A 25,315-nucleotide genomic window follows, 5' to 3' on the forward strand; every position below is an offset into this window, starting at 1 on the left:
GAGTTATCCCTTCACCGCACCGGCAGCAACACCGCGGACGAACCACTTGCCGGAGACGAAATAAACCGCCAGCGGCACAAGGCCGGTCAGAACGGTAGCGGCCATGTTCACGTTGTATTCGGGCGTGCCCTGGGCCGAGTTGACGATGTTGTTGAGCTGGACGGTCATCGGGTAGTTCTGCGTGCCGGCGAAGACGACGCCGAACAGGAAGTCGTTCCAGATACCGGTGATCTGCAGGATCAGCGCCACCACGAAGATCGGCAGGCTCATGGGCAGCATGATCTCGAAGAAAATGCGCCAGAAGCCGGCCCCATCCACACGTGCCGCCTTGAAGAGTTCCTGGGGCAGCGACGCGAAGTAGTTGCGGAAGAGCAGCGTCAGGATCGGCATGCCGAAGACGGTATGGACGATGATGACGGCCTGCAGGGTACCGAAGATGCCCAGCTCACGGGTAATCATCACCATGGGATAGAGAAACACCTGGTAGGGGATGAAGGAGCCGAAGATCAGGATGGCAAAGAAGATTTCCGAGCCCTTGAAGCGCCAGTTGATCAGCGCATAACCGTTTACCGCGGCGATGAAGATCGAGATAATGGTGCTGGGAATGGTGATCTTGACCGAGTTCCAGAAGCCCGGTGCCAGACCCTCACAGGTCAAGCCTGTGCAGGCGCTGGTCCAGGCCTTTACCCAGGCGTCAAAGTTTGGCGCGGTGGGCAGCGAGAAGATGTTGCCGAAGCGGATTTCGGGCATCGACTTGAGCGAGGTGGTGAACATCACGTAGAGCGGAAACAGGTAATAGAGCGAGAACATCACCAGGATCGAATAGATGATGATCTTGCGGGGCGTGAAGAACGGCTTTGGCCGGGGACCGCGCGGCTCGACGGCGCCGTCGACAGTGGCCGGCATGGCGCCGGTCATGGTTGAGGTCTGGCTCATGTGCGACGTCCCTTTCCACCGAATTCAAGATAGGCCCAAGGGATCATGATGATCAGCACGGACAGCAGCATCATGGTTGCAGCGGCAAGGCCCTGGCCGATATTGCCGCCCGAGAACATGTAGTTGTAGACGTATTTGGCGGGCACTTCGGAGGAGATGCCGGGGCCGCCATTGGTGAGCGCCACCACAAGGTCGTAAAGTCGGACGATGCCTGAACCAATGATCACCACGGCAGTGACGAGCACGCCGCGCATCATGGGAATGACGATCGAGACATAGGTGCGCCAGGTGGGAATGCCGTCGATGCGGGCGGCCTTCCAGATTTCCTCGTCGACGCCGCGCAGACCGGCCAGCATCAGCACCATGCAGAAGCCCGTGCCATGCCAGAGACCGGCGATCAGCAAGGCAAACAGCACCATGCGGGGATTGGCGATCCAGTCGAAGGTGAAATCGGTCCAGCCCAGATTGCGCATGGTACCCTGCAGGCCCAGAGTCGGGTTCATGATCCACTGCCAGACGAGGCCGGTAACGATGAAGGACAGGGCAAAGGGATAGAGCATGATGGTGCGGAAGGCGCTTTCGAAGCGGATCTTCTGGTCGATCAGCACCGCCAGGATGAAACCCACGACCAGGGTAAAGACCAGCGACATCACGCCATAGGCGACGAGGTTGGTGATCGATACGTTCCAGCGGGACGTGGAGAACAGGCGCTCGTATTGCTCGACGCCGACAAACTTGCCGGTGGGCAGAAGCTTGGAATTGGTAAACGAGTAGTAGATCGTCCAAATCGTGCAGCCGACGAAAACGACCAGCACGGTGACCATCATGGGCAGCGCAGCGATCTTGGCGGGCAGGTTGTGGAAGAGGATTCTTTTCAGCAGGCTGGGTCGATTGACCGTCGCGCCGGCTTCCAAGGGAAGGGCAGAGTCCGCCATCAATGTATCTCCAAGAGTGGGTGGCCGACCTTGGAGAAAGGTCGGCCACCGCTTTCATTCCTAGGAGCAAGCTCCCAGCTGAAAAGCCGGAGGCTTACTCAGCCGACTCGATGATCGAAGCGTAGCGCTCGATGTAGTCGTCGACAGTGATGCTGTCGTCGGCAATGAACTCGGTGCTCAGATCCTGCAGCTGCTGCTGGGTATCGCTGGTGAGGGCGAAGTCACCCGATGGCAGCAGGCCGTTGCCGAGCATGCCGAGAGCCTTCTGCATGCAGGGGTTGGCGGCAGCCAGGTCGATGTCGGTGCGGATCGGCATCGAGCCCTTGACCATGTTGAACTTGAGCTGGGCTTCAGGCGAGATCAGGATGCGGGCCAGATCGGCCTGGGCATCGAGGACGGCCTGATCGGTGCCTTCTGGCAGCTTGGGGAAGTAGAACGAATCGCCGCCGCCGGTGAGCTGGTCACCCAGGCCGAGAGCAGGCAGACATTCGTAGTTTTCACCGGGGACGCCGCCGGCCACCTGCAGGTCACCCTGCAGCCAGTCGCCATGGATGTTGCCGGCTGCAGTGCCTTCGAGCAGCTGCGTGCCAACGTCGCCGAAGGACGGCACCATCATGTCAGGCGAGATCACCGAACGCAGCGAATCAAGGGCTTCGGCAACCTTGCGGAATTCAGGGCCACGCACGGCTTCGACGTCCTTGTCGCGGTTGATGGCGAGCACCAGATCGCTGCCACCAAGGCCGGACATCAGCACGCCGGGAACGCCGGAGATCGGCCAGCCGGTGGCGAGACCGAATGGCAGGATGCCGGCTTCCTGCAGAGCAGGCCAGCTGGCGACATATTCGTTCCAGTCCTTGGGAACAGGCTGGCCGATCTTTTCGTAGGCAGCCGTGGAGAGCCACAGCCAATCCCAGGAGTGAATGTTGATCGGCAGGCAATAGAGGCCGCCTTCGAACTTGCAGGGCTCGAGCAGGCTCTTGTCGACATAGAAGCTTTCGATGTCCATGTCGGCGACGACATCGGTCAGATCGCGCATCAGGCCGGCCTGGATGAGTTCCTCGGCGTCACGGCCGGTATTCATCTGGGTGGCGCCCATTGGATCGCCGCCGATGATGCGGCTGATGATGACGGGGTTGGCACCGGTGCCCGAACCGGCCAGGGCGCTATCGACCCAGGTATTGCCGGTCTGCTCTTCGAAGACCTTGGCGAATTCGGCGATGGCGGCAGCTTCGCCAGCCGACGTCCACCAGTGCGTGACTTCAAGATCAACGGCCATGGCCGCAGTCGTGCTCATCAACGCAGCAGCCATAGCGGCTGCCACTGTAAACTTCTTCATAGATTGTCCTCCCAACGATCACTTGGAGCGAAACGCTCCCGCGAAGCCGTCAGCCGCAAGGTTGTCTTCTTGTGAGACATCCCGAGCTGACTGCGTGTAATCGATTGCATTTCCGGCATGCCGAAATCTCTGCAATCGATTGCATTAGTTTCATACACGACTTGCAGACCTGTCAAGATCGATTTAGACAAATGCGTTACTGACAGCGAGAGGGGGCGCTGCCAGGCATGACAATTTCCAAAAAAACGCCGACGATTCAAGACGTTGCCCGATTTGCCAAGGTGTCCACAGCAACGGTGAGCCGGGCTTTGTCGCGTCCCGAGCGGGTCAGTTTGCAGACCCGCGAGCGGATTTCGGAGGCGGTGCGCCTGACGGGCTATACGCTCAACCAGGCGGCCCGTTCGCTGCGTCAACGGACGGCCCGGACGATCCTGGTGGCCCTGCCCGACATCCGCAATACGTTCTTCTCCAGCATCCTGGACGCCATCGAGCGCGAGGCCTGCGGGCGCGGCTATGGCGTGCTGGTGGTCAACCGTTTTGCCGGCGACGGATCGGTCCGCCGGCTGCACGATTATTTCCTCTCCAACCGCGCCGATGGCCTGCTGCTGCTCGATGGCTCGGTCGAACTGGCGCAGTTGCTGGTGCTGACCGGAGAACCAGCCAATGTGCCGCTGGTAATGGCCTGCGAAACCATTGCCGGCGCGCCATTTCACAGCGTGACCACCGACAATGTCTTTGCCGCCGAAGTCGCGACCCGGCACCTGATCGGGCTGGGCCATACCCGCATTGGCCATATAAGGGGCCCGGCCCATAACGGGTTGACGCTGGCCCGAGAAACCGGCTTTGGCAATGCCATGGCGGCGAGCGGATTGGCGATCAATCCGCAATGGATGTTCGCCGGCGGCTTCGAGATGGAGCGCGGCCTGGCGGTCGCCGAGCAGTTCATGGCCCTGGACGAGCGCCCCAGCGCGGTCTTTGCCGCCAATGACGAATCAGCCATCGGCTTTTTGTCGGGGCTGCGCCGGCATGGCGTGGAATGTCCGCGCGATGTGTCGGTGGTGGGATTCGACGATCTGGCCGTGGCGGCGCATGTCTGGCCGCCCCTGACCACGATGCGCCAGCCTCGTGAGGCGCTGGGCCGGCTGGCCGCCGAGGCGCTGATCGACCTGATCGAGGGCAAGCCGCGCAACCGCGTGCCGCTGCATACCGTGCTCAGTTCAGGCTTGGTGGTGCGCGGCAGCACCGCGCCGATGGTGGCGGCCGCCGAGACAGTTGTCCCGCAACGACGGGAGAACACGGCTGCGGCCTTCCTTTTGTGACAGAATCCGCTACATGGAGCAGGTCTGGGTGTGGTCCCGTAGCTCAGCTGGATAGAGCAGCAGCCTTCTAAGCTGTTGGTCGCAGGTTCGAGTCCTGCCGGGATCGCCAGTACCTTATATAAAACAACAGCTTATCAGAATAGTGCGGGGAAACGGCCCCATTGAAGTGTAAGGGAAATTTTCAGCGGTCCCCGCACCTTCCTTTGATGCCCATTGGTACAGGTCGCTAGGGCACCGCATCCTTATCAGTGCTGGCCGAGAAATCTGGCTAGCATGAACCTTTCAAGCGCCCGCGGATTTACTCGTTTCGTAGGAGGTCCACATGCCCGAAGAAAAGCCAAAGCCCGCCCCGCTGGAAACCGAAGATGGCGAACAGATCGATGACAACATCGATGATCTTGGAAACAAGAAGGATGGCTCGGAGCACGACCAGCCAGAAGCCAAACCGCCTGTGAACCCCACGTAGTCTATGTCGGCCATGACCACTTACGCCTGGACCACCGATGATGACGAGATCGCACTCGATGCAATCATCGTGGGAATCGGCGACGACGCCCCTGCCCTGATTGCCGCGGGTATGACGCCTGCTGAGCCGCTGGCCAATGTCTATTGGCCGGACTGGATCAGCCAAGGCGACAAAATCAACGCCGCTATGGAAGGGCCCTACCCCGTTGCCGAGGCGTTGGAGCGGGCCGAAATCCTGTGCGCTGTATGGGCCTATGAGCGGGTCGTGATCTCGCTGCAGGACCGCGCAACGTGGCGCAGGGAGTGGGGCGAGCTTCGAGAAGTGGAAGGGCTAGACTGAAAAGGCGACTGCCTACCAGTTAGCTTCCAGTGCCTCGCGTGCCTGCTCATCGGTCCACTCCGCAGGGACCCACAAGCCAACTTTACCGCCCTCGCGATCGATGAGAGCGTGCCGCATCAGCGTTGGGCCGTTGTCGCCAAGATTCTCATCGTGGTCATATACCGGCATTTCGTGGCTGAACTCTTTGCCTTGCCAAGCGCCCTGGTGAAGCCAACGCCCGGCAAATTTCCCTGTAGTGTCCGTCATAAGGAATCCATGTTCTCTGGTGGGGACCTATTTCGCTTGGGTTCTGGCTACCGCTGGTCGTTGTAGCTGTCCTTGGTTTGCCCAACCAATTTCGCTAACTCTGAAAACGACTGGATGTCGCGGTCGGCAGATCCATTGTTTGCCAGACGGAGCAGCCGTATTGGGAAAGCGATAGCGTCGCGCTGCGCCGGGTCCAGCTCGTCCGTGCGGTAATCGCCCAACACCGTCTGTTCGGCTCGTTCAAGGGCGCCGATAACCTCCTCGGTGCTGATCAGGCCCTTGGTCACCAGCATGTTGTTCATCGACGCCAGCGCTATCAGCAGGCCCTCGAGTTGCAAATTTGCGGTGTTCATCGTTTTCCTCCATGGTTTCGATCGACAACGCCGGCCAGCGGGATGCGATGCATGTGCGGACGATTCACCAACGAGATGACCTGGGCCGAGCTGCACGCGCTCTACAAGCTCAGCGACAAGCTGCACCCGATGGCGCCATCCAACATGCAGCCCCGGTACAATATCGCGCCGACGCAGGACGTGGACTTTGTCCACCTGGATAAGGCCGGAAGCCTAGAATTCGATAGGGGCCGCTGGTGGCTGGTACCCTTCTTTGCCAAGGAACTCCCCAAGGCCGCCATGTTCAATGCCCGCATCGAAACAGTCGACACCTCGGGCGCCTTCCGCGAAGGCTTCAAGTCCCGCCGCTGCCTGATCCCTGCCGATGGCTATTTCGAATGGACGGTCTCTAACGAGGACGGCAAGAAAGATCCATGGCTGCTGCAGCTGCCCGGTGGCGCCGGCTTCAGCTTTGCCGGCATCTGGGCTCACAATGACAACCTGGGCGTCACCAGCTGCACGATCATCACTGCGCCGGCAGTGCCGGAGATAGCCCAAATCCACACCAGGATGCCGGTCATCCTGTCGCCGGACGCCTATGGTGCCTGGCTCGACACGGACGTCCAAGGCGCCGATGCCAAGGCGCTCCTGCTCGGGGCCCAGATCGATAGCCAGCTTGAATTTCACCGCGTTGTCCGCGACGTGAACAACAGCCGATACGAAGGCACCGGCACCAAGAAGCCGCTCATCAACTCTCTATAGGCGGAGCATTGCGCTTTGCTGCCGCTGCCGCGGCCTGCCTTGCCGCCTTCCGTCGGGCTATTCCCTCAAGATGGAGCCGGCGCCGCTCGGCGATTGCGGCCTCGTGGATTAGGCGAGCCTGCTTGAAATCAATGTCGTGAGAATGAGCCCCGCTGGCGTCGAAGGCGCCCCCTGTATCTCGTGCCATCGTGTTCTCCTGAATGAGAACAAATATGGAACGAACAGCGATTCCGCGCCAGCCGCTAGGGCTTGGGGCTCAGGCGTAGCAAGGCCACAAGTCAAACATCGATCAGGTCGACAGGCACCAACGGCCGAGGCTCTCTCGGTCGCTCTGGCCGTGATTTCAATTCATCAATGCAGTCCTGAATGAAAAGGTCGACGTCCCGGACGCCCCGCAGGTCCGGCCGGCGGCGCAGCACGATGGAATAAAGGTCGGTCAGCTCAGCGAGGGTCATGAGATGCGCAGAAAGCCCCGGATGGCGGCAATCATCTGCTCTCCCCACCAGATCAGTGACGCGCCGAACGCCGTTCCGCCTAGGGCTATGACGCCCACAGCGCTTAGACCAATGGCGCGCATGCGGGTGAAATCCTCGACGGCTGGCTTCATGGCATTGAGTTCGTTGCGGACCTGGACGTCAATCGCTGCCGCCACGGTGATCGAACTCTCTGCCTTCGTCATCCGGTCGGTTAGGTCATCCAACTTTTGATGAATGGCCGCACGATTGTCACGGGCGTGCTCCTGCTCTTTATCGAGATCCGCGCGGACGCGATCCTGTTTCTCCTCTATGCGCCCGAGCTTCTGGAGAATTTCATGCAGTATGGGATCGGACATAAGCCAGCGTCTCGCTGTCTAGTGTTGAAAGTCTGACGCTGGCGAAGGGTGCGGAGCTACTGCCTGGTCAGGCGTTCCCAGAGCGTCCGAGGCCTGGGGGCAGCAGTGGCTACCGCCTCGATCTGGCTAGCGGCCCGGGTATTCTTGGCTACTGGGATCTTCTTACCGTCGCCGGTCACCACCTGCGGAACCACAGTGGCTCCAAAGGACTGCCACTGCGTCCACAGATACCAGGCGAGGCCCAGGACGGCGCTGACAGACAATCCCCCGCCCTGCCCCGTGAGGATTTCTCTGATGGTCTCCTGATGCGCCGCCGGTAGCGATAGATACAGCGGGACCAGCGTGAAGGCCCAGGCGACCAGCTCTTGGGCGCGGCGCCAAAGCCAGCCAAGAACGACATTCTGGGCAATGCCCACTGCGATGGAAGTCAGCATTTCAAAACCTCACAAAAAAGCCGCCCAAGATGGCGGCGATGACGACGACGGCGAAAATGATTGCCCAGGGAGGGCCGCTGGAGCGCGTGTCCTCCTGACCGGGCCAGACGGGCGGTGGGAGCGCCAAATCCTCCTGCATGACCGCGAGTGCAGTGGCGATGGCCTTGCTGGTCTTGCTGCCGACCTTGCCGTCGACGGTCAGCTGGTTGGCCGCCTGGAAAAGCCGGACATTGGCCTCGGTCTCGGCGCCGAACCTCCCGTCAACGCCTTTGGTGAACTTGAAGCCCAGCGCCTGCAGGTCTGCCTGCAGCACGCGGATGGCCTCGCCCTTCATGCCGGGCTCGAGCAGCACTGCACCCGACGGCACCACGACCTTTGGCGGCAGCGCCGCCCCAGTCTCGGCGTCGATGCCCTTGTCGTGCTTGACGAAGGCGGCAGCTGCCTTGACGTGGTAATTGTTGGCCTCATAGCCCTTGCCGTTGTAGCGGCTGACCGCAGTGCGCCAGCTGTCGGGCTTCGAGAAGTCCTTGCCCGTCAGGTGGGCTGCCAGACCCCAGGACTTGAGCAGCGTCACCATGGCGAGCAGCTGCTCGCGCTCGCCCTGCTGCATGGCGGTAAACATTTCCTCGGCCGAGGCAAAGCCGGCGGCCTTGAAGTTCTCGCCCAGGATCTGCGGCAGCCCATAGGAGGCAGACCGGAATCCCTGCTCGCGCGCTATGTCGATGGCTTTGGCCAGCCGCGGGTAACTGTCGGCCGGGTAGTTCCGTTTCCACTTGGCATAGGCGATGCCCGCTGCCGCCGCCATGTCGCGCAGCTTGCCGGCGAGGTTGCGCCAGAGGACATGCGGTTCGAACAGCATCTTGGGCCGGTTCTGGCTGTCAAAGCCCCTGCCGGCAGCCTCGACTTCGAGGAAGGCCAGCAGCACGGCGGTCGATACGCCAATGGAGAGAGCGGCATAGCCGACATCGCCTTGGGCCAGGCGGCGGCCCGTTCCGACAAAGTTCATCACGCACTCCCAGCCATAAAGAAGTCGCGCCAGCTCTTGTAGAGCTTGCTCATGGTAGTCTCCTATGATGTTGGGATATTGCGTGCAGAACCCCGCCGTGCCTCAATGGGCAATGGCTTGGGAGGGCTCAGCGATGAACGTGAGTGTCTTCGTTACTCGAGTAGATGGGGCACTGCATACAAAAAGCGCCTTGAAGGAATTCGGACGGCTGTCTAGGTTGCGACGATGAAGGGTATCTACATCATAACAGCGGAGATAAGCCGCACACCAATATTCGATCTGCCATTTCCATCAGTGCTCGCTTGCGATGGCAACATCTGGCAACTGCGAAGGCGACACGCCGATGGCAGTGAAAGTTTGATCAGCGGGCAAGGACTTCGAATTGAAGTCGGAGACGCAGTTATATTCGACACGCTTGCAAAGGCCGGGGCATGAACGACGATATTGAAGAATTTCGCAGGGCGCGCCAAGCTGAGAAGATCGACAAGCACAAACGCCGCGTCTCGTTTGGCGACCTAGTGACCGACCGATGGGAAAATGCGCGCGAGTATGGTTTCGGCAAAGGCTCGTCTTGCTACGACAACGTCTTGATCATTGGCGACGTGCAAGTGGGCGAGAATACGTGGATCGGCCCAAACGTCATTCTAGACGGATCGGGCGGCGGCCTTGAGATAGGCGACCATTGCTCGATCTCGGCGGGTGTTCAAATTTACACCCATGACACCGTGCAGCGCAGCATTACCATGGGCGCGGCTCCTACCGATACCAGCCCCACTAAGATCGGCAACGGAGTCTATATTGGCCCTAACTCGGTGGTGTCACGAGGCGTCACGATAGGCGACCGCGCTGTGGTTGGAGCTATGTCGTTCGTCAACAGCGACGTGCCAGCTGATGCGAAGGCTTGGGGAGCTCCCGCCCGGGTTCAGGGAGTTTAGCTATGGTCAACAGCATCTGGCAAAAGGTACGTGATTGGCTGACGCCAAAACTAGATGCCGAGGGTTGGGAGGTTTATGCTTCGACGGTGCTTTGGGACGAACACGATGCGAAACATGTGTTTCGCCAGTATCGTAGGAAGCTGTCGCGCTTTAATTACGAATTCAAGGAAGACCCGATGCCTTTATGGGCGGACAACGCCGAGCAAGCCTATTACAAACGACAGTATTGAGGTCGACGCTTAATCCAGCGTCTCGATATCGACATAACCGTTGATAAATTCTGCTGCACCGCCGACACTGCGCACTAGCTGCACAAACTTCCCATTTGGATCTGGCGTGACTAGAACCGGCGTATCATCAAAGCCCGACGTCAAGCTCGTAAGTGTGGTCAGAGCTGTATGGCTCGCGCCTTCGTTCACCGCGATGGCATGGCTCATATAACGTTCGCGAATATAGAACGGCGCGTTCTGGATGCCGAGAGACAGAATCGGAGCACTCAGCGATGCAGGGGCATAAACCGCCACTGAGTGCCGAACGACCGTTGGCAGAGTTTGCTCGTAGTAGGGAACATCAGCCATGTACCGGCGAGCAAAATCGATGCGCGTGGGAACGTCGGTGCAGCCGGTATAGGGCGTGAAGATGATCGGGGTCGCGCCGATCGCCTGTATCTTGTTGATCAATGCCGCCAGACCGACTGAAAAGGTTGCCGGCGCATCGCTTCCTGCGATGTCGTTGGTTCCGACAACAACCCAGACGTAGTCGAACGGGCCGGCCGCGGTCACGTCTGCGTCGAAGCGGGCCAGAAGGTCGGCGACCTTGTTGCCGCCGACGCCAGAGTCGGCAACGGTGGCACTTGTCAGTCGGGCAGCCAGGCGAGCAGCGGGGCCAACTGGATCAAATACCCAACTATCGCCCAATACCATGTGCGAGCCATAGTTGATCGGCGCGATAGGCATTTCTTCAAGCTGGAATATCTGCATGTTGCTGACGAGGAACGCAGTCGCAGTGCGGGTCAGGCTGATGGCCACTTCGCCAGGGGCGTAGAACTCGAACTCGTGCCGACCAGCAGTTGCGGTCTTAATCACGCCCGAGGCGATCGTCGTTCCCGCGTGCGTGATAGCCAGGTCAATATCGGCACTGCCGGTCGAGACCTTATTGCACTCGAAAACCAGCCTGTAGATGCCGGCCATTTTCGGCTTGAACTGCCAGTACGCACCGCCGCCGGCACCGGACGGCGTGACAGTCCAGCCAAAGTTGGAATTTGCCGAGCCCGGGTTTGAGAAGGCGTTTGATGTGGCGACCACAACAGTTGCCGGCGGATCGATGCGGGGCGGCCGCTGATAAATTTTGCGCCACACAGCCAGATCCTGGCGCAGCCCATAGTCTGCAATGGCGGCATAACCCTTGGAGTTTGGGTGGGCGTTATTGTCCCAAAATGACCAGGCGTTCTGGCCAGATGCCACATTGCATGGCAACGGCTCCAGCAGACTGCATGTCCCGCCCGTAGAAGACGCCACGACTACCGTGTAATATTCTGCGTCGGTGCCCAGCAGGACAATCAGCTGGCCCGACCCAGGCGCCGTGCCTGTGTAGGCGAAGGACAACGCGCCTTTCGACGCGCCAGACGACAGCGTATAGTTGATCGTCCCGCTGTCTACGCCGCTAATGAAGCCTACGCCGCGAGCGCAGCCAAAGTGGAAGTCGATGACGCGCTGCCGGAGACTTGGCGCCGACGCACCGCCTAGCGCGCCGAGAGATACCCATAACCCGTTGGCACCCAGAACCCGGCCCGCTGCGCCGTAACCGGCGGCCGGTGCAGGCACAAGGCCAGCAACCCCGCCGGTACCGGAGTCCCCAGTGAATGGGGCGAGACCTACCCATTCCGATCCATCTTCATCCCCATTGACCTGCAATACCTTGCCCGCATCACCAGCAAGGATAGGGGCTATGTTGAGCCCGGCAGCATATCCCGCAGCTTCCGCAGCACTGTCGGAGGCCTCCCCGGCTTTGGTGTCGGCGATAACTGCCGATGCGGCCGATGCTGCCGCGGCGGCATCGGCATCCGGGTCGCTGAGCAGCCGCCATTCCGTCGTGCGGTTCACCAGCAGGATCAAGCGGCCAGCCGGCCATTCCCCAGGCGCCAGTTCGTCGCCATTGACGTTGCGGACTGGAAACCCATTCAGCACGACATCATCGCTGTTGGTCAGCAGGGGCTCGATGAACCAGACCTTGATATCGGCTGGGTTGACGCCAGCCTCGACGCCGGCCAGGACCGCATTGGCGGTACCTTCAACTTCCACCAGTTCGGCAGCAGTGTCGGGGAAGCCCCTGCCCTTAACCCAATCGCCAGCCGCCCGGAAATAGTACCCGTTATTGTCGGGCTCCGGATCATTGAGCACCTGACCGCCATAGGTCTCTTCCGCCGGCGTCACCAGTTCGAGATCAGCAAGGGTCTCGCGAACCACGGCAGGAGCCAACGAGGAAGCCTGAATCTGCTCGAGCAATTGCACGATCTCGGATTTCTTCGGCTTGTGCTCGGTACCAGGCGTGGGGACGCCGTCGACTTCCCAATTCCGATAGACAGATTTTGGCGTCAGAATGGTCATAGAATTCTCCAAACAGAAGCGGCCCGCCGTAGCGAGCAAGATCAGGTTTCAGGTGTTCAGGGGACGGCTAGGTGACGGTGACGGGGCCGGTTGCGACCGGCGTGCCCTGGATGCCAGAGCCATTAATGCTGACGACAAACCCATATCGAGTGCCGGCACTGATGCCGGTAACCACGCGGCTGTCCGCAGCATTGGGAGCGCCATACTCCGTCGCCGCCAGGGTGGCGCCAACGATGGTGTTGGTGGTGTTCCAGAAGAGCCGAGCGCCGGCATAGTTGGCCGAGTTCGGAGCGGTCCAGTTGAACGTGATCTGCCCCGCCCCGCCCGACGCCGAGACGCCGACGACAACGCCCGGCGCAACTTGATCGGCTGTTGCCGTCAGCACCTGATAAGCGGACCAGACTGAAGGCACACCCGCCGACCAGGTGCGCGATCGGAAGCGGTACAGCACGCCGTCGGCGAGGTAGCTGCTTCGGATCTCCAGCGCGCCCGCTGCACCGGTAACGGATTGCTCCGGGCCGCCCGCCGTCGGCTGCCATTGGAGCTCATAGACAAAGGCGGCATTCTGCAGGGTATACGTCGCCCTGGCGTATGCCGCCGACGCGCCGCCGCCTACATCCTCTGTTTGGATCGAAACCGAAAAGCCCGCGGGAGCCGGCACGTCCTGCCGAGCCACTGGGATGACATTGGCGCCTGGTGCGCCCTCCTCCGTTACAGCAGTGAACGCATAAAGCGCCGCCGGAATGACAATACCCTCGACCTCATAGGTGAGATTTCGCAGCGACAGTGTGGGCCGGCCCGTGATCTCCACAATGGCTTCGGTCATCTTGGGCGGATAATGCACCTTGATGAAGCGGCGATAGGGAAAATTCTGGGCTGGTTCATAGTGCGCAACCAGCCGAACGCGCGGGGCATTGGCGCGGATGTATGCGATCTTCTGCAGCCGGGCGATGTGGTTGTGCTTCTGCACCGCCACGTTCTCGACCGTCTTTGTGCGCTCGTCATCGCTGGGATAGGGCAGTCCATAGATCGCGGCGTCGGTTGTGTTGTAGCCCTTGTCCGGGTCGGTATACCGGCCCCGCACGGCCAGCACATTGGTCGAACGGCGCTTGTTCGGGTCATAGCCAACCGAAACGAGGTCGTTGGCAGTCAGCCGGATATCGGGCTCGACATATTCGCCAGCGTGAACTCCGATCTTACCGTCGGCGCGTTCGTAGATGACCATTTCGGCGGCTTGATCCAGCGTCCGTCCGACCTGGACAGGGTCGGTATTGGCGCGGAACCAGAACCCGCCATGATAACGAGACTCGATGCCGCCCGTGCGATTGGTGACGACTTGGTCGCAGACATCGGCGGCATGGGCCCAGTCAGGCGTATAGAGGTCTTCGGTGGTCAACTTTCCGCCGACCGGATGTGTCAGGTGCCAATAGCGAAAGATCGCCAGATTGGTGCTGTAACCTGGAACGCCAGTTCTCGGGTCAATCAGCTCGTCGTGACCCTCTCCAATGGCCTGGTGTTGCGGCATCCCGCTTGGATAGACGCGCTGAAGGGCTTCAGGAGGGACTGAGCTCGCTCGCATTGCCACGGTAGCTAGGCCGTCACCCCGATGGTCGGCCGTCCAGATCGATGGGAAGAGCGCGGCGACTGTCGGATAGACGGTTGAGGCCGCGTCCCCACGGCGGGTGTCAATATTCACCTGGGCTTCGAAATGTGCGGGGCTGATGACGTTTCCGGAGCCATCAAGCGTAACCTGCTCATCGTGCAGCCAGTGCGAGACATATCCTTTGACGTGATGGGCTGCCCAGACCGTGATGTGGTACGCGACCCCTCCAGTCTCTTCCAGAAAGGCGTAATCCCCCGCCTTCTTGACCTTGCCGAGAACATAGACCAGTGGGGGCACAGACTGCTTGAGGTTATACTTACCGTCCTCTGGTTTTGGGGCCTCGGGCCGCTGCCCTTGCCCCCCCATAGCCCCCTGCGGGCTAAACGCGGACGACAGCAGGTACGCGCCGCCGGCCAGCAGTAGATAGGAGGCACCCGTCGCGATCAGACCGATGGTGGCGCCGAAGGCAAGCCCCGGCAAACCAATGGCGATGAACAGATTCGAAAGCAGCGGCACCAAGGCGCCAGCAATGGCCTGCGGCATCTATATTCTCCACATTCCAATTGCAGGCGCGGCAAATGCCGCCCAGGTCGGGTCATCTTTCGACAACCAACGCACCATCCAGTGATGGCCATCCCAGATCGCCGACCATTGACGGTCGGGTCGGGCTGCAGCGCCGATCACAGCGACACAACCGAATTCCGGCTCATAGAGCGGGGTTAAGCCAATGCTGGCTGCGCAGGCGCCGACGACAGCGCCCAGCCCGCCTAGCGAAGCCAGCAGCCCGCGGCATTCGGCTTCCGTGCTGTACTGGCCCCGCAGATGCGCTGCCGGGTCGGCATATCCATTCGCCATTGCCCAATCAGCGATCAGTAGCGAGCAGTCAGACGCGCCCCAGATGTGCGGCGTGGCATTGGTGGCCAGCATGAAGTTTTCAAAGCGCGCCATGCGCTCGACCAAATCATCCTCGCCATGATGTCGGCGGATCGTCTTGACCACACCGATCGACATGCATGGCCTGTCGGCCGCAGCCTCAAGGAGGGCGCGGGTATCGTGACGGGTCCAGTTCATGGTCAGCTAAATCGCGGCCAGACGATCGAACGGTCGGCCAGGCCGGGAATTCTCTCGGCAAATAGGTCAGGGTCCGCGCTCGGATTGATCACCGCAGACCTGGCTCGCTGATCCACGTCGGACAGTACCGACCCGCTGGTCAGCGTTCGCAGATCGAACCGGTTGCGCACTTCCAGCACGATGGTCGAGACAACCTGGTCGCCATTGACCGCGTCATCGCTCGGCATATTGTCAACGAAGCCAGTGAACTTTACCTCGGCGGCGCCAACCGGCTGATCCCATTCATCGCAGGGCTGGATCATCAGCTGCACCTTGGCGCCGATGACATTGCCCGCGTCGAGATCTTCATAGGCGAGCTCGGAAATCGTCTGGTCGACACCCGACAACGACAGCTGCAGCGTGGCCGCCTCGCCGTTCATTGCGCTTTCGATCTGGTCCAGGCCTTCGTTCAACCGCGCGCCGGCATAGACCTCGCCGTCGGTGCCGAGCATGGGCCCTGCCCCATCCCAGAGCCTGATCGTCTTGCTTGGAAACTCCATGACGCAGAGGACGCGAATGGACTTGATCGTCATTCTTCGAGCCCCAGCGCCACGTCGTTCCAATAGTCAACTGCTTCGACAAAGTTGACCGATGGCCGCGGCATCCCGCCCGCGGGAAACTCAATGCCCATCTCGCTATCGCTGGCCAGATGGCAGAGCACTGTCGGCCGGTCAGCTTCGAGCTTTGCCCCAGCAGGGATTGGCACCCGGATTGCCGGGGTAATCTCCACCTGAAAAACGGTTTCCGACGTCTGGCTGATGATCTGCCCGCTTTCGTACATGGCGTGCTGGTAGCTGAACCGGATGCCGGACGCCGTCGGCGCATGAACCAGGCGCAACTGCACGACCGTCGACCCAAGCGGCGCGTAGCGCGCCATCTCGATATCGACCGTCCCCTGAGAGTAGAGCGTTCCGTCATCGAATGGCGTGTCGTCATCGTGCGGCGTCAGGACGGGGGCGAAGCCCGAAAAGCCATCCGCCGCCCAAAGCCGTGTTGCGCAGACCGGGACAGCGATAAGCCCAACCGATCCGCCCAGCGCCGTCCGGATAGCATTCCAAGTTCTGGCCTGGGCTGACTGGCTGCCGCGCCGAAACACGATGCCGTTCAGCGAACCCTGCCAAAAGCCGCGATCTGTCCGGACAGACCGGTTGATGCCGCCCAGCGTCCGTCCGCCAGACCGCGAAAAAGCCGTGACGTCAAAAGGCGACGACTGCGGCGTCAGCAGCTGTGCCGGCCAGTGGATGATATCGACCATGAAGCCTCAACTTGTCCGGTAATCGCTGCCGCCGCGTTGCTCGCGGAACTTTGCGACCGCTGCAGGTGCTGTCTTGTTGGCCTGGTTGACCGAGGCGCCGACGATAGAAGGCGAAGCCTGCGCCACGACGGCGCCAGCCTTGTCGATCACATAAGCAGAGAACTTCTCGTCATCAGAAACGACGTGGACAGTCAGCGACCCAGCCGAAGGGCCTGCGCTAGGCAGCGAGGGCAAGCGAAGATCGACAGGCACCTTACCGCCGCCTGGCAGCGGGATAACCGCTTCCTGCCCGTGCACGACGCCACGCGGCTCGCCACGCTTGCCGCCCGTGTTGGCAGTGCCGGAAGCGAAGCCAAACAGCCCGCCGAGAAAGCCCAGCGGATTGAATCCACCTGACTTCATCCCGCCGCTGATGGAGTTGATCCCCATGTTGAGCAGGTTTTTGGCCAGATCCTTGAGCACTGAATTGAAGATTTCGCCGGCGTCTCGGCCGTCACGGAAGCCGTCAACGATCGTGTCCAACGCCTGCCGGCCTGCCTGCGCCATTTCCTCGGCGCTCTGTTTGACCATGTCCTGGGCTTCGGCCAGCCGGGCTGCATCAGAGGTCGCTTGCGCGAAGCCCTGAGACAACAGTGCAATCTGGGCCTGCCGCTCTGGCGTAAGTGCCAGTCCAGCCTCTGTCGCGGCGTTCTCCAGCTCCATCTGGGCATTGAGCCGTTCCAACGCAAAACCATAGTCATTAACCAAGGGATTAAGCTGAGCCTGCAGCTGCGATTTACGCTGCAGTGCAGCGATCTCTCGCTCTTGATTGGCGACTGCTGAGACGAACTGGTCAGCACGCGAACTTCCACCGCCTCCAACGCCGCCACTCCCACCCGCCGCTGTCGGCGCCGCATAGTCGGACAGCGATACCGGCTTGACGGCAGCCTTTGGGCGATTGCCCAGCTGCTCGGCGCGCTGATCGGCGATATTGCCGCCTGAGCTGTCGCCACGCGCTGCGGCCGCCACGGCACCGGCAGTTGCAACAGCCTCACTCCGCACTGCGAACAGTGCGTTGACCAGGGAACCCAGATCACCGATCAGCGTGCCGAAGTCCTGGTTCTTCCCAATCTCGTTTATCGCCTCGTTGGCGAGGTTTGCGGTTCCCTTACCCTCAAGCAACTGCTGAATAAGATCCTGAACAACAGGTTCAAGATCGCCAAATCCAGCGGCAGCATTGGTCGAGAAATTCACCAGGGCCTGCTCGGCCGCTGCTGTTGCCAGCTCGGCATCCGTGACCGATGCGCCGTACTTGTCCATTTTGCCGGCGACAAAATTGACCGCCTCGGCGATGGCTTCGAATTCGGCTGCCGTCTGATCGAGCGCACCCCGGCCGGCCTTGTCGCCAGCCTCAAGGATGAAATCAAGGAATCGATTGATAGCTGGAGCATTTGCATCGGCGGCATTGCCGAGGCCTGCGATCCTATTGGAAATATCCGTCAGGAATGTTGCCATTCTGGACGACGCATTGGTGGCATTGTCGAACTTGCCTGCCGTGTCGATGAGCACGTTTTGCAGGCGGATAAAGCCCTGTGACACAGTCAGTTCAGAACTGGCGACCTTGTCCCGCAGGATCACCGACCCGGCTTCGAAAGCCCGGAAGAACGCCTCGCTGCTGACTTTCCCGTCCACAACCAGACCGCGGAGCTTAGCCACCGATCCGCCGGCTTCCTCAAGCCCTGCAGCCGCTGCCTGGGCAACCGGCAGCGCGCCTTCCAGGATTGAGTTGAACTCTTCGGCGCGAACCGTGCCGGACCCGAGGGCCTGGCTCAGCTGCAGCAGTGCACCGGATGCGGTCTGGGCATCGGTGCCGGCCACGCGCAGCGCCGTAGCGACGTTGTCGGTAAAGCCGAGCAGCTCCTGAGTGCTGACCCCTAACTCTTTCTGCACGATTGCCGCGCGACCATAGAGCGTGACCAAGCTTTCTAGCGGAGCGGCATTGCGTTGCGCGGATTCGAACAGGCTATCGTAGACGCTGGCGAGTTCTTCCCCGGCCAGACCGGCAACCTTGAGACTGTTTTCGATGCGGGTAGATGCGTCGATCAGCTGCTGTGCGCCCCGAAGGGCGAGAGCCCCACCGAATGCCGCTGCTATGCCGCGCTGCAGGCCCGAATAGCCCTTCTCCAGGCGCTGAGCCATGGTGTCGTGCCGGCGCTCGATCTTTTGCATGCTGGTGTTGGAGATGCCGACGGCACGCTGCATATTTCGGTCAAATTTCGTGAGAGAGGCTTCTAGCGAAACCACGAGCCGTTCGACGTCTGTGGCCATGCTGCTAAACCTCGAATGTCACGACGCCGGCCGGCACCAAGCGGGCGCCGTTCAACTGATAAGTTTGAGTTGAGAGGCTTGTTGGGCTTGGCGCATCAAGTTCCTGCATCCGTTCCCAGATGCGATCCTTGTCGTCTTCGCTGAGCTTGTTGCCCTGCTTGGGCGTATTGGCGTCGACATAGCCATTAAAAGCAGAGAAGAACTCCCAGACCGACGCCTGTTTGACGTCGTGGACTGTCCAGCCCATTGCGGCGCCTAGGCCATAGATCAGGCCGAACCGCCACTTTCCGTTGGGGAGGTCGTCGAGCTTTTGGCCTTCGCCCTCCCCTGCGGTTTTTTTAGCGGTTCGTCTGGAGCCCCCTGCACTCCTGCCGAGACGATAGCCCAGGCCAGCATGTGGTTTTCCAGAGGTGGGCGCTTCTCGACATACGCCTCGACCAGCTTGAGGGCTTCCGCCGGCGGAGTGCCGCCGCCGATCAGCGCCAGCCGGATTGAGTGGCTGATGTCCTCGATGCGCCACTGCCGGCCGCCGAGGCGGTCGAGCAGCGCAAGCGGGCCGCAGTCCGTCTTTTCCTGCAGAAGAGCCAGTTCGCCCCAGCCCAGGCGAAAGGTGAACTTGCCATCGGCCCAAGGGAGCGGGCCGATGGATGCATCGCGGCTCATCAGGACGTCGCGACCGATGTGCGGACCATCTCGCCATCCGACTGCAGCGAGAAGTTGCCGGTGACGCGACCGGTATTGCTGGCGGCGCCGAGCTCGGCCGTCTCGACATGCATCAAGCCGGTCCAAGTCCACGTGGTCGTGGGAAACTCGAGCTCGATCTTCACTGGTGTGGAATCTGGGCTTTCCTGAGCATCGAGCCAGGCGTCCATACTGGCCTCTGCCAGAACGCCTTCGCCCGACACCGACATGCTGAGGGAAACTGCATCGCGGCCGAGCCAATCGATCGCCAGAGGGTCATCGCAGTCTGGGATGCTTACCTCTTCCAGGCCCTTGCTGAGCGTGAGGGACTTGGAAGTCAGGCCGCAGGGAGCAGCATAGACGACGGGACCGGTGCCGCTGCCCAGCAAAATGCGCAGCAAGCCACCTTTGGTAGTGACGGGTTTGGCCATGCGGCCCTCCTATGTTGAAGTTCTGTTGCTCTCGACCAAGGCAGTGAACTGGATCACGCCGTGATTGGTGATGCCGTCGCTGTCGCGAAGGATGCGGGTGAGAACGTGCCGGATGGACACCAGGGCATGTGTCGTCAGCTGCAGATCGGCCTTGTGGAGCGCCTTTTTCACCAAGCCCGATATCTGACGGCACTGAACCGACCCATAGGCCAGCCCTGAACCCCAGGACCAGACATCGATCTGGAAAGTGATTTCCTCGCTGTCGATGCAGTCGGAATCGTCTGCCTCGTCTGGCAGAGAAGTCACCGGGCCAAACGAAATATACGGACTGACCACATCTGGAACGAGCTGGCCATTGACCTGCTTTTCAGGCACCCGGTCGTAAATCTTGGCCCCGACCATTGCGGTAAGCGCCGTCGATGCTCGGAGCGCATTGAGCGCCGCGAGCTGCAATTCATAGGTCGGTTCCATATCAGCCCCCGGCTGCAACTCGCTTGGCGGCTTTATTGATTGCCCGGGTCACCCGGCCGCGAACGCGTTTCCGATAGGCGCGCCAGCTCGGATAGAAAAACGGCTGCGCTGCCGTGCCCGGATTCTGCGAACCGGCAAACCGTCCGCCGTTCACATGCGGGGCAGTCCCAAACTCAATGAACCGGGCGTAGTAGGCATCCGGGCCGCCGGCATATATGGTAATCTTGAGGTTTCCCGACTGGCTCTGTTTGACCTTGCCGAGCACGATCGCCCCTTGCGGCGCATCGCCGTAGGTCCATGCAATGGAGTTGACCAGGTCGCCGCTATCGGTCGGCGAAAGCGACTTAGCCAGTGCCACAACTTCGTCGGCGCTCTGCTCCATGAACTTGCGGATCTCACCCTCAACAGCAGCGGGAAAGCTCCGCAGTTTCGTCCGCAGCCTATCCAGCCCAAGGATGCGCGTAGCCATCTATTCCAGAACCGCCGTTTCGCCATTGTCCACGGCCAGGAATTCCAGCCACTGGTTCCGTCCGTCCGGATCCGCAGGCGGCGACGTGATGGCCAGCACCCGATTCCCGCCCCTGGTATCGACCAGGCGCCAGGCGGGCGTAATCTGCCGGGTCTGCGAGGTATTGCGGACCGTAACCACAAATGGCTGACTTCCGCCCAGGCGGGCCGCATCCACCCCTTCGCCACCGGTGCGGGGCTTCATCCCTGCCGACACGATAAACTGCGTGGTAAACTCGCCAGCGCCGGAAATCGGCCCGCCCCAGCCGTCATCTGTCGGAGTAGACGCGAACTGGCAGGCCAGCCGCTCGCGCAGCGCCCCTGCCCGGCGGAAATCCTCAGCCATTGGCCTTGGGCTTCTCGGCGGCACCGTTGGTCAGGTCGGCTGCGCCAGCCTTCACAGCGACTTCAGCGCAAGCCTGTGTTACTGGGCCTTCCCATCCCGCCTTATAGCCGATGGTCGACTGGCTCGACGGCTTGAAGTCGAAGTCGCGCTTGAACTTCAAGCGGGGAATTGTGCGTTCAGTCATCAGATAGATATCCTTCTGAAAGGCGCAATGAGCGCATTGACGGCAAAGGGTAGTTCTGAGGAGTTGCCGGAGACGGTGGCCTCGCGGTTGTCGAACCAGGTGCCCACCAGCAGCAGAATGGCGACCTTGAGTGCTGCGGGAACAGTGCTAACTGCTGGGACGGCTTCAACCGGCGGCTCTGCCTCTGGATCGGCCTCAACGGCCGGCGTGGTCGAGTATCCGGCTTTCACCTGGACCGAAACCGCCGCGCTCTCATAGAGCCCAGACGGGGACCCATACGCCCGGTCCCAATAGACATAGGCGCCGCGCTCGTCAGAGCGCAGGGCATAGTTGCTGTCGCCGATCGTGGCCACCTGCCCGGCTTCGTTCCGCCAAGTGATGGATTCGATCTCTATGATCGGCCAGAGCGGAAGCCGCATGCAGCGGCCGAAGGTGTCGAAATCCAGCCGCCACGTCTGTTCGACAAGGCAGCGCCCAAGAACGCCGGTCCAGCCATCTAGATGCGAGACTGCCGCCCGCAGCAGCGCATTGATCAGCGTGTCTTCATCATTGTCCTCGACGCGGAGATGCAGCTTGGCTTCCTCGAGCGAGACCGGCAGTATTTCCGGAGGTGTGACGAGAATGGGCGCGATCATAAGCGCTCCTAAAAAACCGCCGAGGCGGGTTGGTTGGTCCCTGATAGACTTGGCTATCGGTCTGGCATGACTATCGAAGAACTGACACCCGAAGCCGTCGCCCTGGTCCGCAGCCTCGTAAACAATCCCCTGCCATCGATGACAGCTCGACGCTGCGGCTGCCAATGGTCGATCGAATGGTGATGGGATTGCCGGCGAAGGTGCATATCAGTCGCGCCGGAGGCCGCCTGCTGGCAGCATAAGCAGCGGCAGAGATGACTGCTTGAACCCCCACAATGGAGCAGATGGGTTACGTTCGCCTCGGATGGCCTATTGCTTACATAGAGAAGCCCACTCAGCAGGTTTGCTGGCGGGCTTGGTAGAGCTTGGTCAGTGCGGCGCTAGGTTACGGGCCAATGCACCATAATTTTCCGTCGATGTACGTGCAACCTGGCAGCTCCGGCGGCGGCCGGCCGCATCCATCGGTTGGGCACGTATTAACTTGGACAATATCATTGCCGTCGACCAGTACGGCGCTCAGCGGGGTCTCGAAGTAGTTTTCTTCCCCCGTCGTTGTCATTTGCAGGCTACGCACTAGTTCATGTCCCAACTGGAAAGGGTCCTCCCGGGCAATAAAGACGTTCGGGTGACCGGCGATTGCATCAGCAGATACGTCTCTTAAGAATAGTTTGAATTCCGACATGCCTTGAGACGAAAGAAGGTTGGACGCCGCAGATTCTCCAGAGGCAACAATCGTGTTGCTTCCAGCATGCAAAGATAGCGCGTGCGAGACGGCAGTAGCCAATGACGTGGACCCGTCATGCTGCATGGAATGGATGACCCGACAATCGGGCAGCTGAGGGCGGTCTTTTCCGTCTTCAACTAGCAAGACATCGCCGATCTCTGGAATCTCACAAAGGCCCCTGCCGAGCGCGAGGTCGAACTGTGTCCCTTCCGCGGTAACGATAGATTGGGGGCGCCCTTCGGGCGTTCTGCCGTAAGCCAGATAGGGTAACTCTGCATCGTCGGCTTTTTGGAGAGCGGCCGCCAAACTGGGAGAATAAGGTGCGACGAATGGAAAGCCGTCCGCGATCGCGTTTTCAACGGCCGCGTTAATCACATCCCATTGGTCGGCAAACTTAGGTGTGACGAGAACTAAACTGATATCACCCGCCTCAGCGGCATCAGTAGCGCCGTTGCTGACCTGAGACCAATAATCCGAGGTCTGGGGCCCGTTGAGAATTACTACAAACTTTGGTGCAGCATTCACCGCTACGGTCGAAAGGCCGACTAAAAGGATAGCAAGGCGGAACATGGGTTCTCCTTAGTCCTGCAAGTAAGCGATCACACTTTTACAGCAATAATACCTGCGGAACAACAGCCTTCCCCCTTCCCAGTCAGCAAACGAACTCCTGCCGCCAAGTCTGCTGAAACGGGCGCCGACCGAGAATGCCAGTCCACCCATCGAGGTGTGAGGCAGCGGCCTCGATCAGCACATCGATTCGTGAATGGTACGGGCGCCAACTGAATTAGGCTTCAGCTCACACCATTGGTGAGGGAATGGCGTGGCAGGTTCACCGCCACGCTCTTGAGTTACTTCTTCGTCTGTTCGGCCTTGCCGTACACGCTCATGTCGAGACCCTGGCCAAGAAAGCCGGGGTCCTCCGGATCGCGAACAGGATCGTTGAAATCCTGACCGTTTTGCACGGCCGAGGTGGCTTTGCGCGGGTTGTTCTCGACAGCGGGATGGTCGGCAGGGACACCCATGATGATCGCTGGCTCAACGAATGCGCCGCTCGCCGGGTCCATGGTGTTGCCAGGTGCCGGATTGGTGACGGCGGTGTTTTCCGGCAGACGCCCTTCGCCGGCAGCCTTGGCGGTTGCGGCTTCGGCCGCCGCCTTGGCTTCCGCGGCAGGCTTTTCCGCCAGTTCGGCAGCAGTCTTCGCTGCCGCCTCGGCCGCATCAGCAGCCTGATTGGTTTTCTTCACGGCCATGTTGGCCTCCATGATGTTGGAAGGAGAGGCGGGGGATCCCCCCGCCCCGAGGCTTACGCCATCTTCAGAACCTTGATGGTGTCCGGGTTCAGCAGGCCGCCGCCGACGCGCTTCGTGGTGTAGAACATTACGTAGGGCTTGTTGGTGAACGGGTCACGGAGGACACGAACGCCGACGCGGTCGATGATCAGATACCCGCGTTTGAAGTCGCCGAAAGCGATCGGCAGAGCGCCGGTCGTCATGTTCGGCATCGCCGCCATCTCGGTCACGGGAAAATTGAGCAGCGTGGCAGGCTCGCCGGCCTGATACGAGGGCTGCCACAGATAGTTGCCCTGGCCATCCTTGAGCGCCCGGATCTTGCCCAGGGACAGACGGTTGAGCACCCAGCGAGCGGCGTCGCTGTAAGCCTGCGGCAGGGAATAGGTCAGCGCCAGAAGCTCGTCCGACGTGACAGCGGTAGTGCCGACCACGGTAGTGGCTGTGATTGCGCCCCACGGATGGGCCGCGGCATTGGCGGCGCCGGTCGCATAAGTCAGGAAGCCGTTGGGCTTGTTCGTGCCGTTGCCGGACACAAAGGCGATGCCTTCCTGGTACGCGAACTCGGTTTCGACATTGTCGGCCAGCCAGGCCTCGATATCGACTTCGGAGTCATCGAGCAGACCCTGGGTGACCGAAGGATTGGCGTAGATTTCGCCCAGGGCATAGTTGAGCGTGCCAAGCGTCGGCGTGGTGGTCTCTGGGCGAGCGGCGGTCTCACCGACCCAGCCAGAGCCAGTGCCGCGGTTGTTGAACAGCTTCGAAAAGCCGGCGCCGCCAATGGTCTGGATGGAAGCGATCTGCCGCATGGCAGAGAGGATAACAAGCCGGTCGGTGATGGTGCGATCCCATTCGATCGGGGCGGTATAGCCGCCTTCCGATGCAGCGCCCTTATTGAGGGACGCCTGCAGGTCGTGGTCGCGCAGTTCGCCCTTGCGGACATGCGCGGCGAAGGCCTTGGTATAGCCCGGGTCTCGGACCTGCGCGGTGCCGGCGCCGAGTTCGGCAGCAGCCAGTTTGGCGTTCAAATCATCGATCGCCTTCTGGAAGTCGCCGACGCTGAGATTGATCTTGTCGATCTTCTCATTGAGCACGACGTCATCGACCTTTGCCTTGAGCTTCTGGTCGTGGGCGGCCTTGAATTCTTCGAACGAACGGTTCAAGGCGTCGATGAGAGCCTTGGGGTCGGTGGCATCGGCACGAATCTGGAGAGATGCGATGGCGCGCGGGGTGACGAGCGCCGTCGACCGCGCGAGGAGCGCGGGCGGTGAGAAATGCTTCATTGGGTCCT

General features: G+C 60.8%; 31 protein-coding genes and 1 tRNA gene. 7 read left to right on the plus strand and 25 right to left on the minus strand.

What is annotated here, in order from left to right; genetic code table 11:
* Positions 1-3: 3 nt before the first annotated feature.
* The 3 genes from GDR53_RS00285 to GDR53_RS00295 form a co-directional block, all read right to left on the minus strand.
* Positions 4-918 (minus strand): carbohydrate ABC transporter permease, encoded by a 915-nt coding sequence (locus GDR53_RS00285; RefSeq protein WP_408639812.1) that lies wholly within the window; start codon positions 916-918, stop codon positions 4-6.
* A gap of 14 nt (positions 919-932) precedes the next feature.
* On the minus strand, positions 933-1,871 hold the full coding sequence (locus tag GDR53_RS00290) for a carbohydrate ABC transporter permease (RefSeq protein WP_193336148.1): 939 nt from the start codon (positions 1,869-1,871) through the stop codon (positions 933-935).
* A 94-nt stretch (positions 1,872-1,965) separates the two neighbouring features.
* Entirely contained in the window at positions 1,966-3,207 is a 1,242-nt protein-coding gene (locus tag GDR53_RS00295; RefSeq protein WP_193336149.1) for an ABC transporter substrate-binding protein, read from the minus strand.
* Between the two features lie 281 nt (positions 3,208-3,488).
* On the opposite strand from GDR53_RS00295, the gene GDR53_RS00300 reads away from it, so the two are divergent.
* From GDR53_RS00300 to GDR53_RS00315, 4 genes are all read left to right on the plus strand, one after another.
* Positions 3,489-4,526, plus strand: a complete 1,038-nt coding sequence (locus tag GDR53_RS00300; RefSeq protein WP_193337892.1) for a LacI family DNA-binding transcriptional regulator — start codon at positions 3,489-3,491, stop codon at positions 4,524-4,526.
* Between the two features lie 32 nt (positions 4,527-4,558).
* Positions 4,559-4,635: transfer RNA gene (locus GDR53_RS00305), tRNA-Arg, on the plus strand.
* A 213-nt stretch (positions 4,636-4,848) separates the two neighbouring features.
* Entirely contained in the window at positions 4,849-4,992 is a 144-nt protein-coding gene (locus GDR53_RS00310; RefSeq protein WP_193336150.1) for a hypothetical protein, read from the plus strand.
* Positions 4,993-5,004: 12 nt separating this feature from the next.
* Positions 5,005-5,331, plus strand: a complete 327-nt coding sequence (locus GDR53_RS00315; protein ID WP_193336151.1) for a hypothetical protein — start codon at positions 5,005-5,007, stop codon at positions 5,329-5,331.
* A gap of 12 nt (positions 5,332-5,343) precedes the next feature.
* On the opposite strand, the gene GDR53_RS00320 is transcribed toward GDR53_RS00315, so the two are convergent.
* Entirely contained in the window at positions 5,344-5,577 is a 234-nt protein-coding gene (locus tag GDR53_RS00320; protein WP_193336152.1) for an alpha/beta hydrolase family protein, read from the minus strand.
* A 47-nt stretch (positions 5,578-5,624) separates the two neighbouring features.
* Entirely contained in the window at positions 5,625-5,930 is a 306-nt protein-coding gene (locus GDR53_RS00325; RefSeq protein ID WP_193336153.1) for a hypothetical protein, read from the minus strand.
* A 51-nt stretch (positions 5,931-5,981) separates the two neighbouring features.
* Here GDR53_RS00325 and GDR53_RS00330 point away from each other — a divergent pair, with 51 nt between their 5' ends.
* Entirely contained in the window at positions 5,982-6,671 is a 690-nt protein-coding gene (locus tag GDR53_RS00330) for an SOS response-associated peptidase (RefSeq protein ID WP_193336154.1), read from the plus strand.
* 451 nt (positions 6,672-7,122) lie between these two features.
* On the opposite strand, the gene GDR53_RS00335 is transcribed toward GDR53_RS00330, so the two are convergent.
* The 3 genes from GDR53_RS00335 to GDR53_RS00345 are packed head-to-tail and all read right to left on the minus strand — an operon-like array spanning position 7,123 to position 8,943.
* Positions 7,123-7,503, minus strand: coding sequence for a DUF1515 family protein (locus GDR53_RS00335; RefSeq protein ID WP_193336155.1), 381 nt, complete (start codon positions 7,501-7,503; stop codon positions 7,123-7,125).
* 56 nt (positions 7,504-7,559) lie between these two features.
* Positions 7,560-7,937 (minus strand): hypothetical protein, encoded by a 378-nt coding sequence (locus GDR53_RS00340; protein ID WP_193336156.1) that lies wholly within the window; start codon positions 7,935-7,937, stop codon positions 7,560-7,562.
* Between the two features lies 1 nt (position 7,938).
* Complete coding sequence (locus GDR53_RS00345; protein ID WP_193336157.1) at positions 7,939-8,943, minus strand: N-acetylmuramidase domain-containing protein; 1,005 nt, start codon at positions 8,941-8,943, stop codon at positions 7,939-7,941.
* Positions 8,944-9,374: 431 nt separating this feature from the next.
* Between GDR53_RS00345 and GDR53_RS00350 the strand changes: the two genes are divergently transcribed.
* Positions 9,375-9,878 (plus strand): acyltransferase, encoded by a 504-nt coding sequence (locus tag GDR53_RS00350; RefSeq protein WP_193336158.1) that lies wholly within the window; start codon positions 9,375-9,377, stop codon positions 9,876-9,878.
* Between the two features lie 2 nt (positions 9,879-9,880).
* The gene (locus GDR53_RS00355) at positions 9,881-10,108 is read left to right on the plus strand and encodes a hypothetical protein (RefSeq protein ID WP_193336159.1); all 228 of its coding nucleotides are present in this window, start codon (positions 9,881-9,883) and stop codon (positions 10,106-10,108) included.
* Between the two features lie 9 nt (positions 10,109-10,117).
* Here GDR53_RS00355 and GDR53_RS00360 read toward each other — a convergent pair whose 3' ends face one another.
* From GDR53_RS00360 to GDR53_RS00440, 17 genes are all read right to left on the minus strand, one after another.
* The gene (locus GDR53_RS00360) at positions 10,118-12,484 is read right to left on the minus strand and encodes an SGNH/GDSL hydrolase family protein (RefSeq protein ID WP_193336160.1); all 2,367 of its coding nucleotides are present in this window, start codon (positions 12,482-12,484) and stop codon (positions 10,118-10,120) included.
* 67 nt (positions 12,485-12,551) lie between these two features.
* Positions 12,552-14,630 (minus strand): phage tail protein, encoded by a 2,079-nt coding sequence (locus GDR53_RS00365; protein WP_193336161.1) that lies wholly within the window; start codon positions 14,628-14,630, stop codon positions 12,552-12,554.
* A complete protein-coding gene (locus GDR53_RS00370) occupies positions 14,631-15,158 on the minus strand; it encodes a DUF6950 family protein (protein WP_193336162.1) in 528 nt (175 codons plus the stop codon).
* A gap of 2 nt (positions 15,159-15,160) precedes the next feature.
* The gene (locus GDR53_RS00375) at positions 15,161-15,730 is read right to left on the minus strand and encodes a hypothetical protein (RefSeq protein ID WP_193336163.1); all 570 of its coding nucleotides are present in this window, start codon (positions 15,728-15,730) and stop codon (positions 15,161-15,163) included.
* Positions 15,727-16,452, minus strand: coding sequence for a hypothetical protein (locus GDR53_RS00380; protein ID WP_193336164.1), 726 nt, complete (start codon positions 16,450-16,452; stop codon positions 15,727-15,729). Before GDR53_RS00380 ends, GDR53_RS00375 begins: the two co-directional genes overlap by 4 nt.
* A gap of 6 nt (positions 16,453-16,458) precedes the next feature.
* Positions 16,459-18,759 carry a tape measure protein gene (locus GDR53_RS00385; RefSeq protein WP_232846683.1) on the minus strand — a complete coding sequence of 767 codons (2,301 nt, stop codon included), beginning with the start codon at positions 18,757-18,759 and terminating at the stop codon, positions 16,459-16,461.
* 4 nt (positions 18,760-18,763) lie between these two features.
* Positions 18,764-19,006 (minus strand): hypothetical protein, encoded by a 243-nt coding sequence (locus GDR53_RS00390; protein ID WP_193336165.1) that lies wholly within the window; start codon positions 19,004-19,006, stop codon positions 18,764-18,766.
* Between the two features lie 20 nt (positions 19,007-19,026).
* Positions 19,027-19,422, minus strand: coding sequence for a gene transfer agent family protein (locus tag GDR53_RS00395; RefSeq protein WP_193336166.1), 396 nt, complete (start codon positions 19,420-19,422; stop codon positions 19,027-19,029).
* Positions 19,422-19,871 (minus strand): phage tail tube protein, encoded by a 450-nt coding sequence (locus tag GDR53_RS00400; protein WP_193336167.1) that lies wholly within the window; start codon positions 19,869-19,871, stop codon positions 19,422-19,424. The genes GDR53_RS00395 and GDR53_RS00400 overlap by 1 nt, the downstream gene beginning before the upstream one ends.
* A gap of 9 nt (positions 19,872-19,880) precedes the next feature.
* On the minus strand, positions 19,881-20,342 hold the full coding sequence (locus GDR53_RS00405) for a DUF3168 domain-containing protein (RefSeq protein WP_193336168.1): 462 nt from the start codon (positions 20,340-20,342) through the stop codon (positions 19,881-19,883).
* A gap of 1 nt (position 20,343) precedes the next feature.
* Positions 20,344-20,811 (minus strand): HK97-gp10 family putative phage morphogenesis protein, encoded by a 468-nt coding sequence (locus GDR53_RS00410; protein ID WP_193336169.1) that lies wholly within the window; start codon positions 20,809-20,811, stop codon positions 20,344-20,346.
* Positions 20,812-21,195, minus strand: a complete 384-nt coding sequence (locus GDR53_RS00415) for a head-tail adaptor protein (RefSeq protein WP_193336170.1) — start codon at positions 21,193-21,195, stop codon at positions 20,812-20,814.
* The gene (locus GDR53_RS00420; RefSeq protein ID WP_193338188.1) at positions 21,188-21,379 is read right to left on the minus strand and encodes a hypothetical protein; all 192 of its coding nucleotides are present in this window, start codon (positions 21,377-21,379) and stop codon (positions 21,188-21,190) included. The genes GDR53_RS00415 and GDR53_RS00420 overlap by 8 nt, the downstream gene beginning before the upstream one ends.
* Positions 21,379-22,014 (minus strand): head-tail connector protein, encoded by a 636-nt coding sequence (locus GDR53_RS00425; RefSeq protein ID WP_193336171.1) that lies wholly within the window; start codon positions 22,012-22,014, stop codon positions 21,379-21,381. Before GDR53_RS00425 ends, GDR53_RS00420 begins: the two co-directional genes overlap by 1 nt.
* A 385-nt stretch (positions 22,015-22,399) precedes the next feature.
* Positions 22,400-23,308: a type 1 periplasmic-binding domain-containing protein gene (locus GDR53_RS00430; RefSeq protein ID WP_193336172.1), complete on the minus strand. Its 909-nt coding sequence runs from the start codon at positions 23,306-23,308 to the stop codon at positions 22,400-22,402.
* 278 nt (positions 23,309-23,586) lie between these two features.
* The gene (locus GDR53_RS00435) at positions 23,587-23,988 is read right to left on the minus strand and encodes a hypothetical protein (protein ID WP_193336173.1); all 402 of its coding nucleotides are present in this window, start codon (positions 23,986-23,988) and stop codon (positions 23,587-23,589) included.
* Positions 23,989-24,041: 53 nt separating this feature from the next.
* Complete coding sequence (locus GDR53_RS00440; protein ID WP_193336174.1) at positions 24,042-25,307, minus strand: phage major capsid protein; 1,266 nt, start codon at positions 25,305-25,307, stop codon at positions 24,042-24,044.
* Between the last annotated feature and the right edge of the window lie 8 nt (positions 25,308-25,315).

It is taken from the genome of Devosia beringensis (genome assembly GCF_014926585.1).
Classification (GTDB): Bacteria; Pseudomonadota; Alphaproteobacteria; order Rhizobiales; family Devosiaceae; genus Devosia; species Devosia beringensis.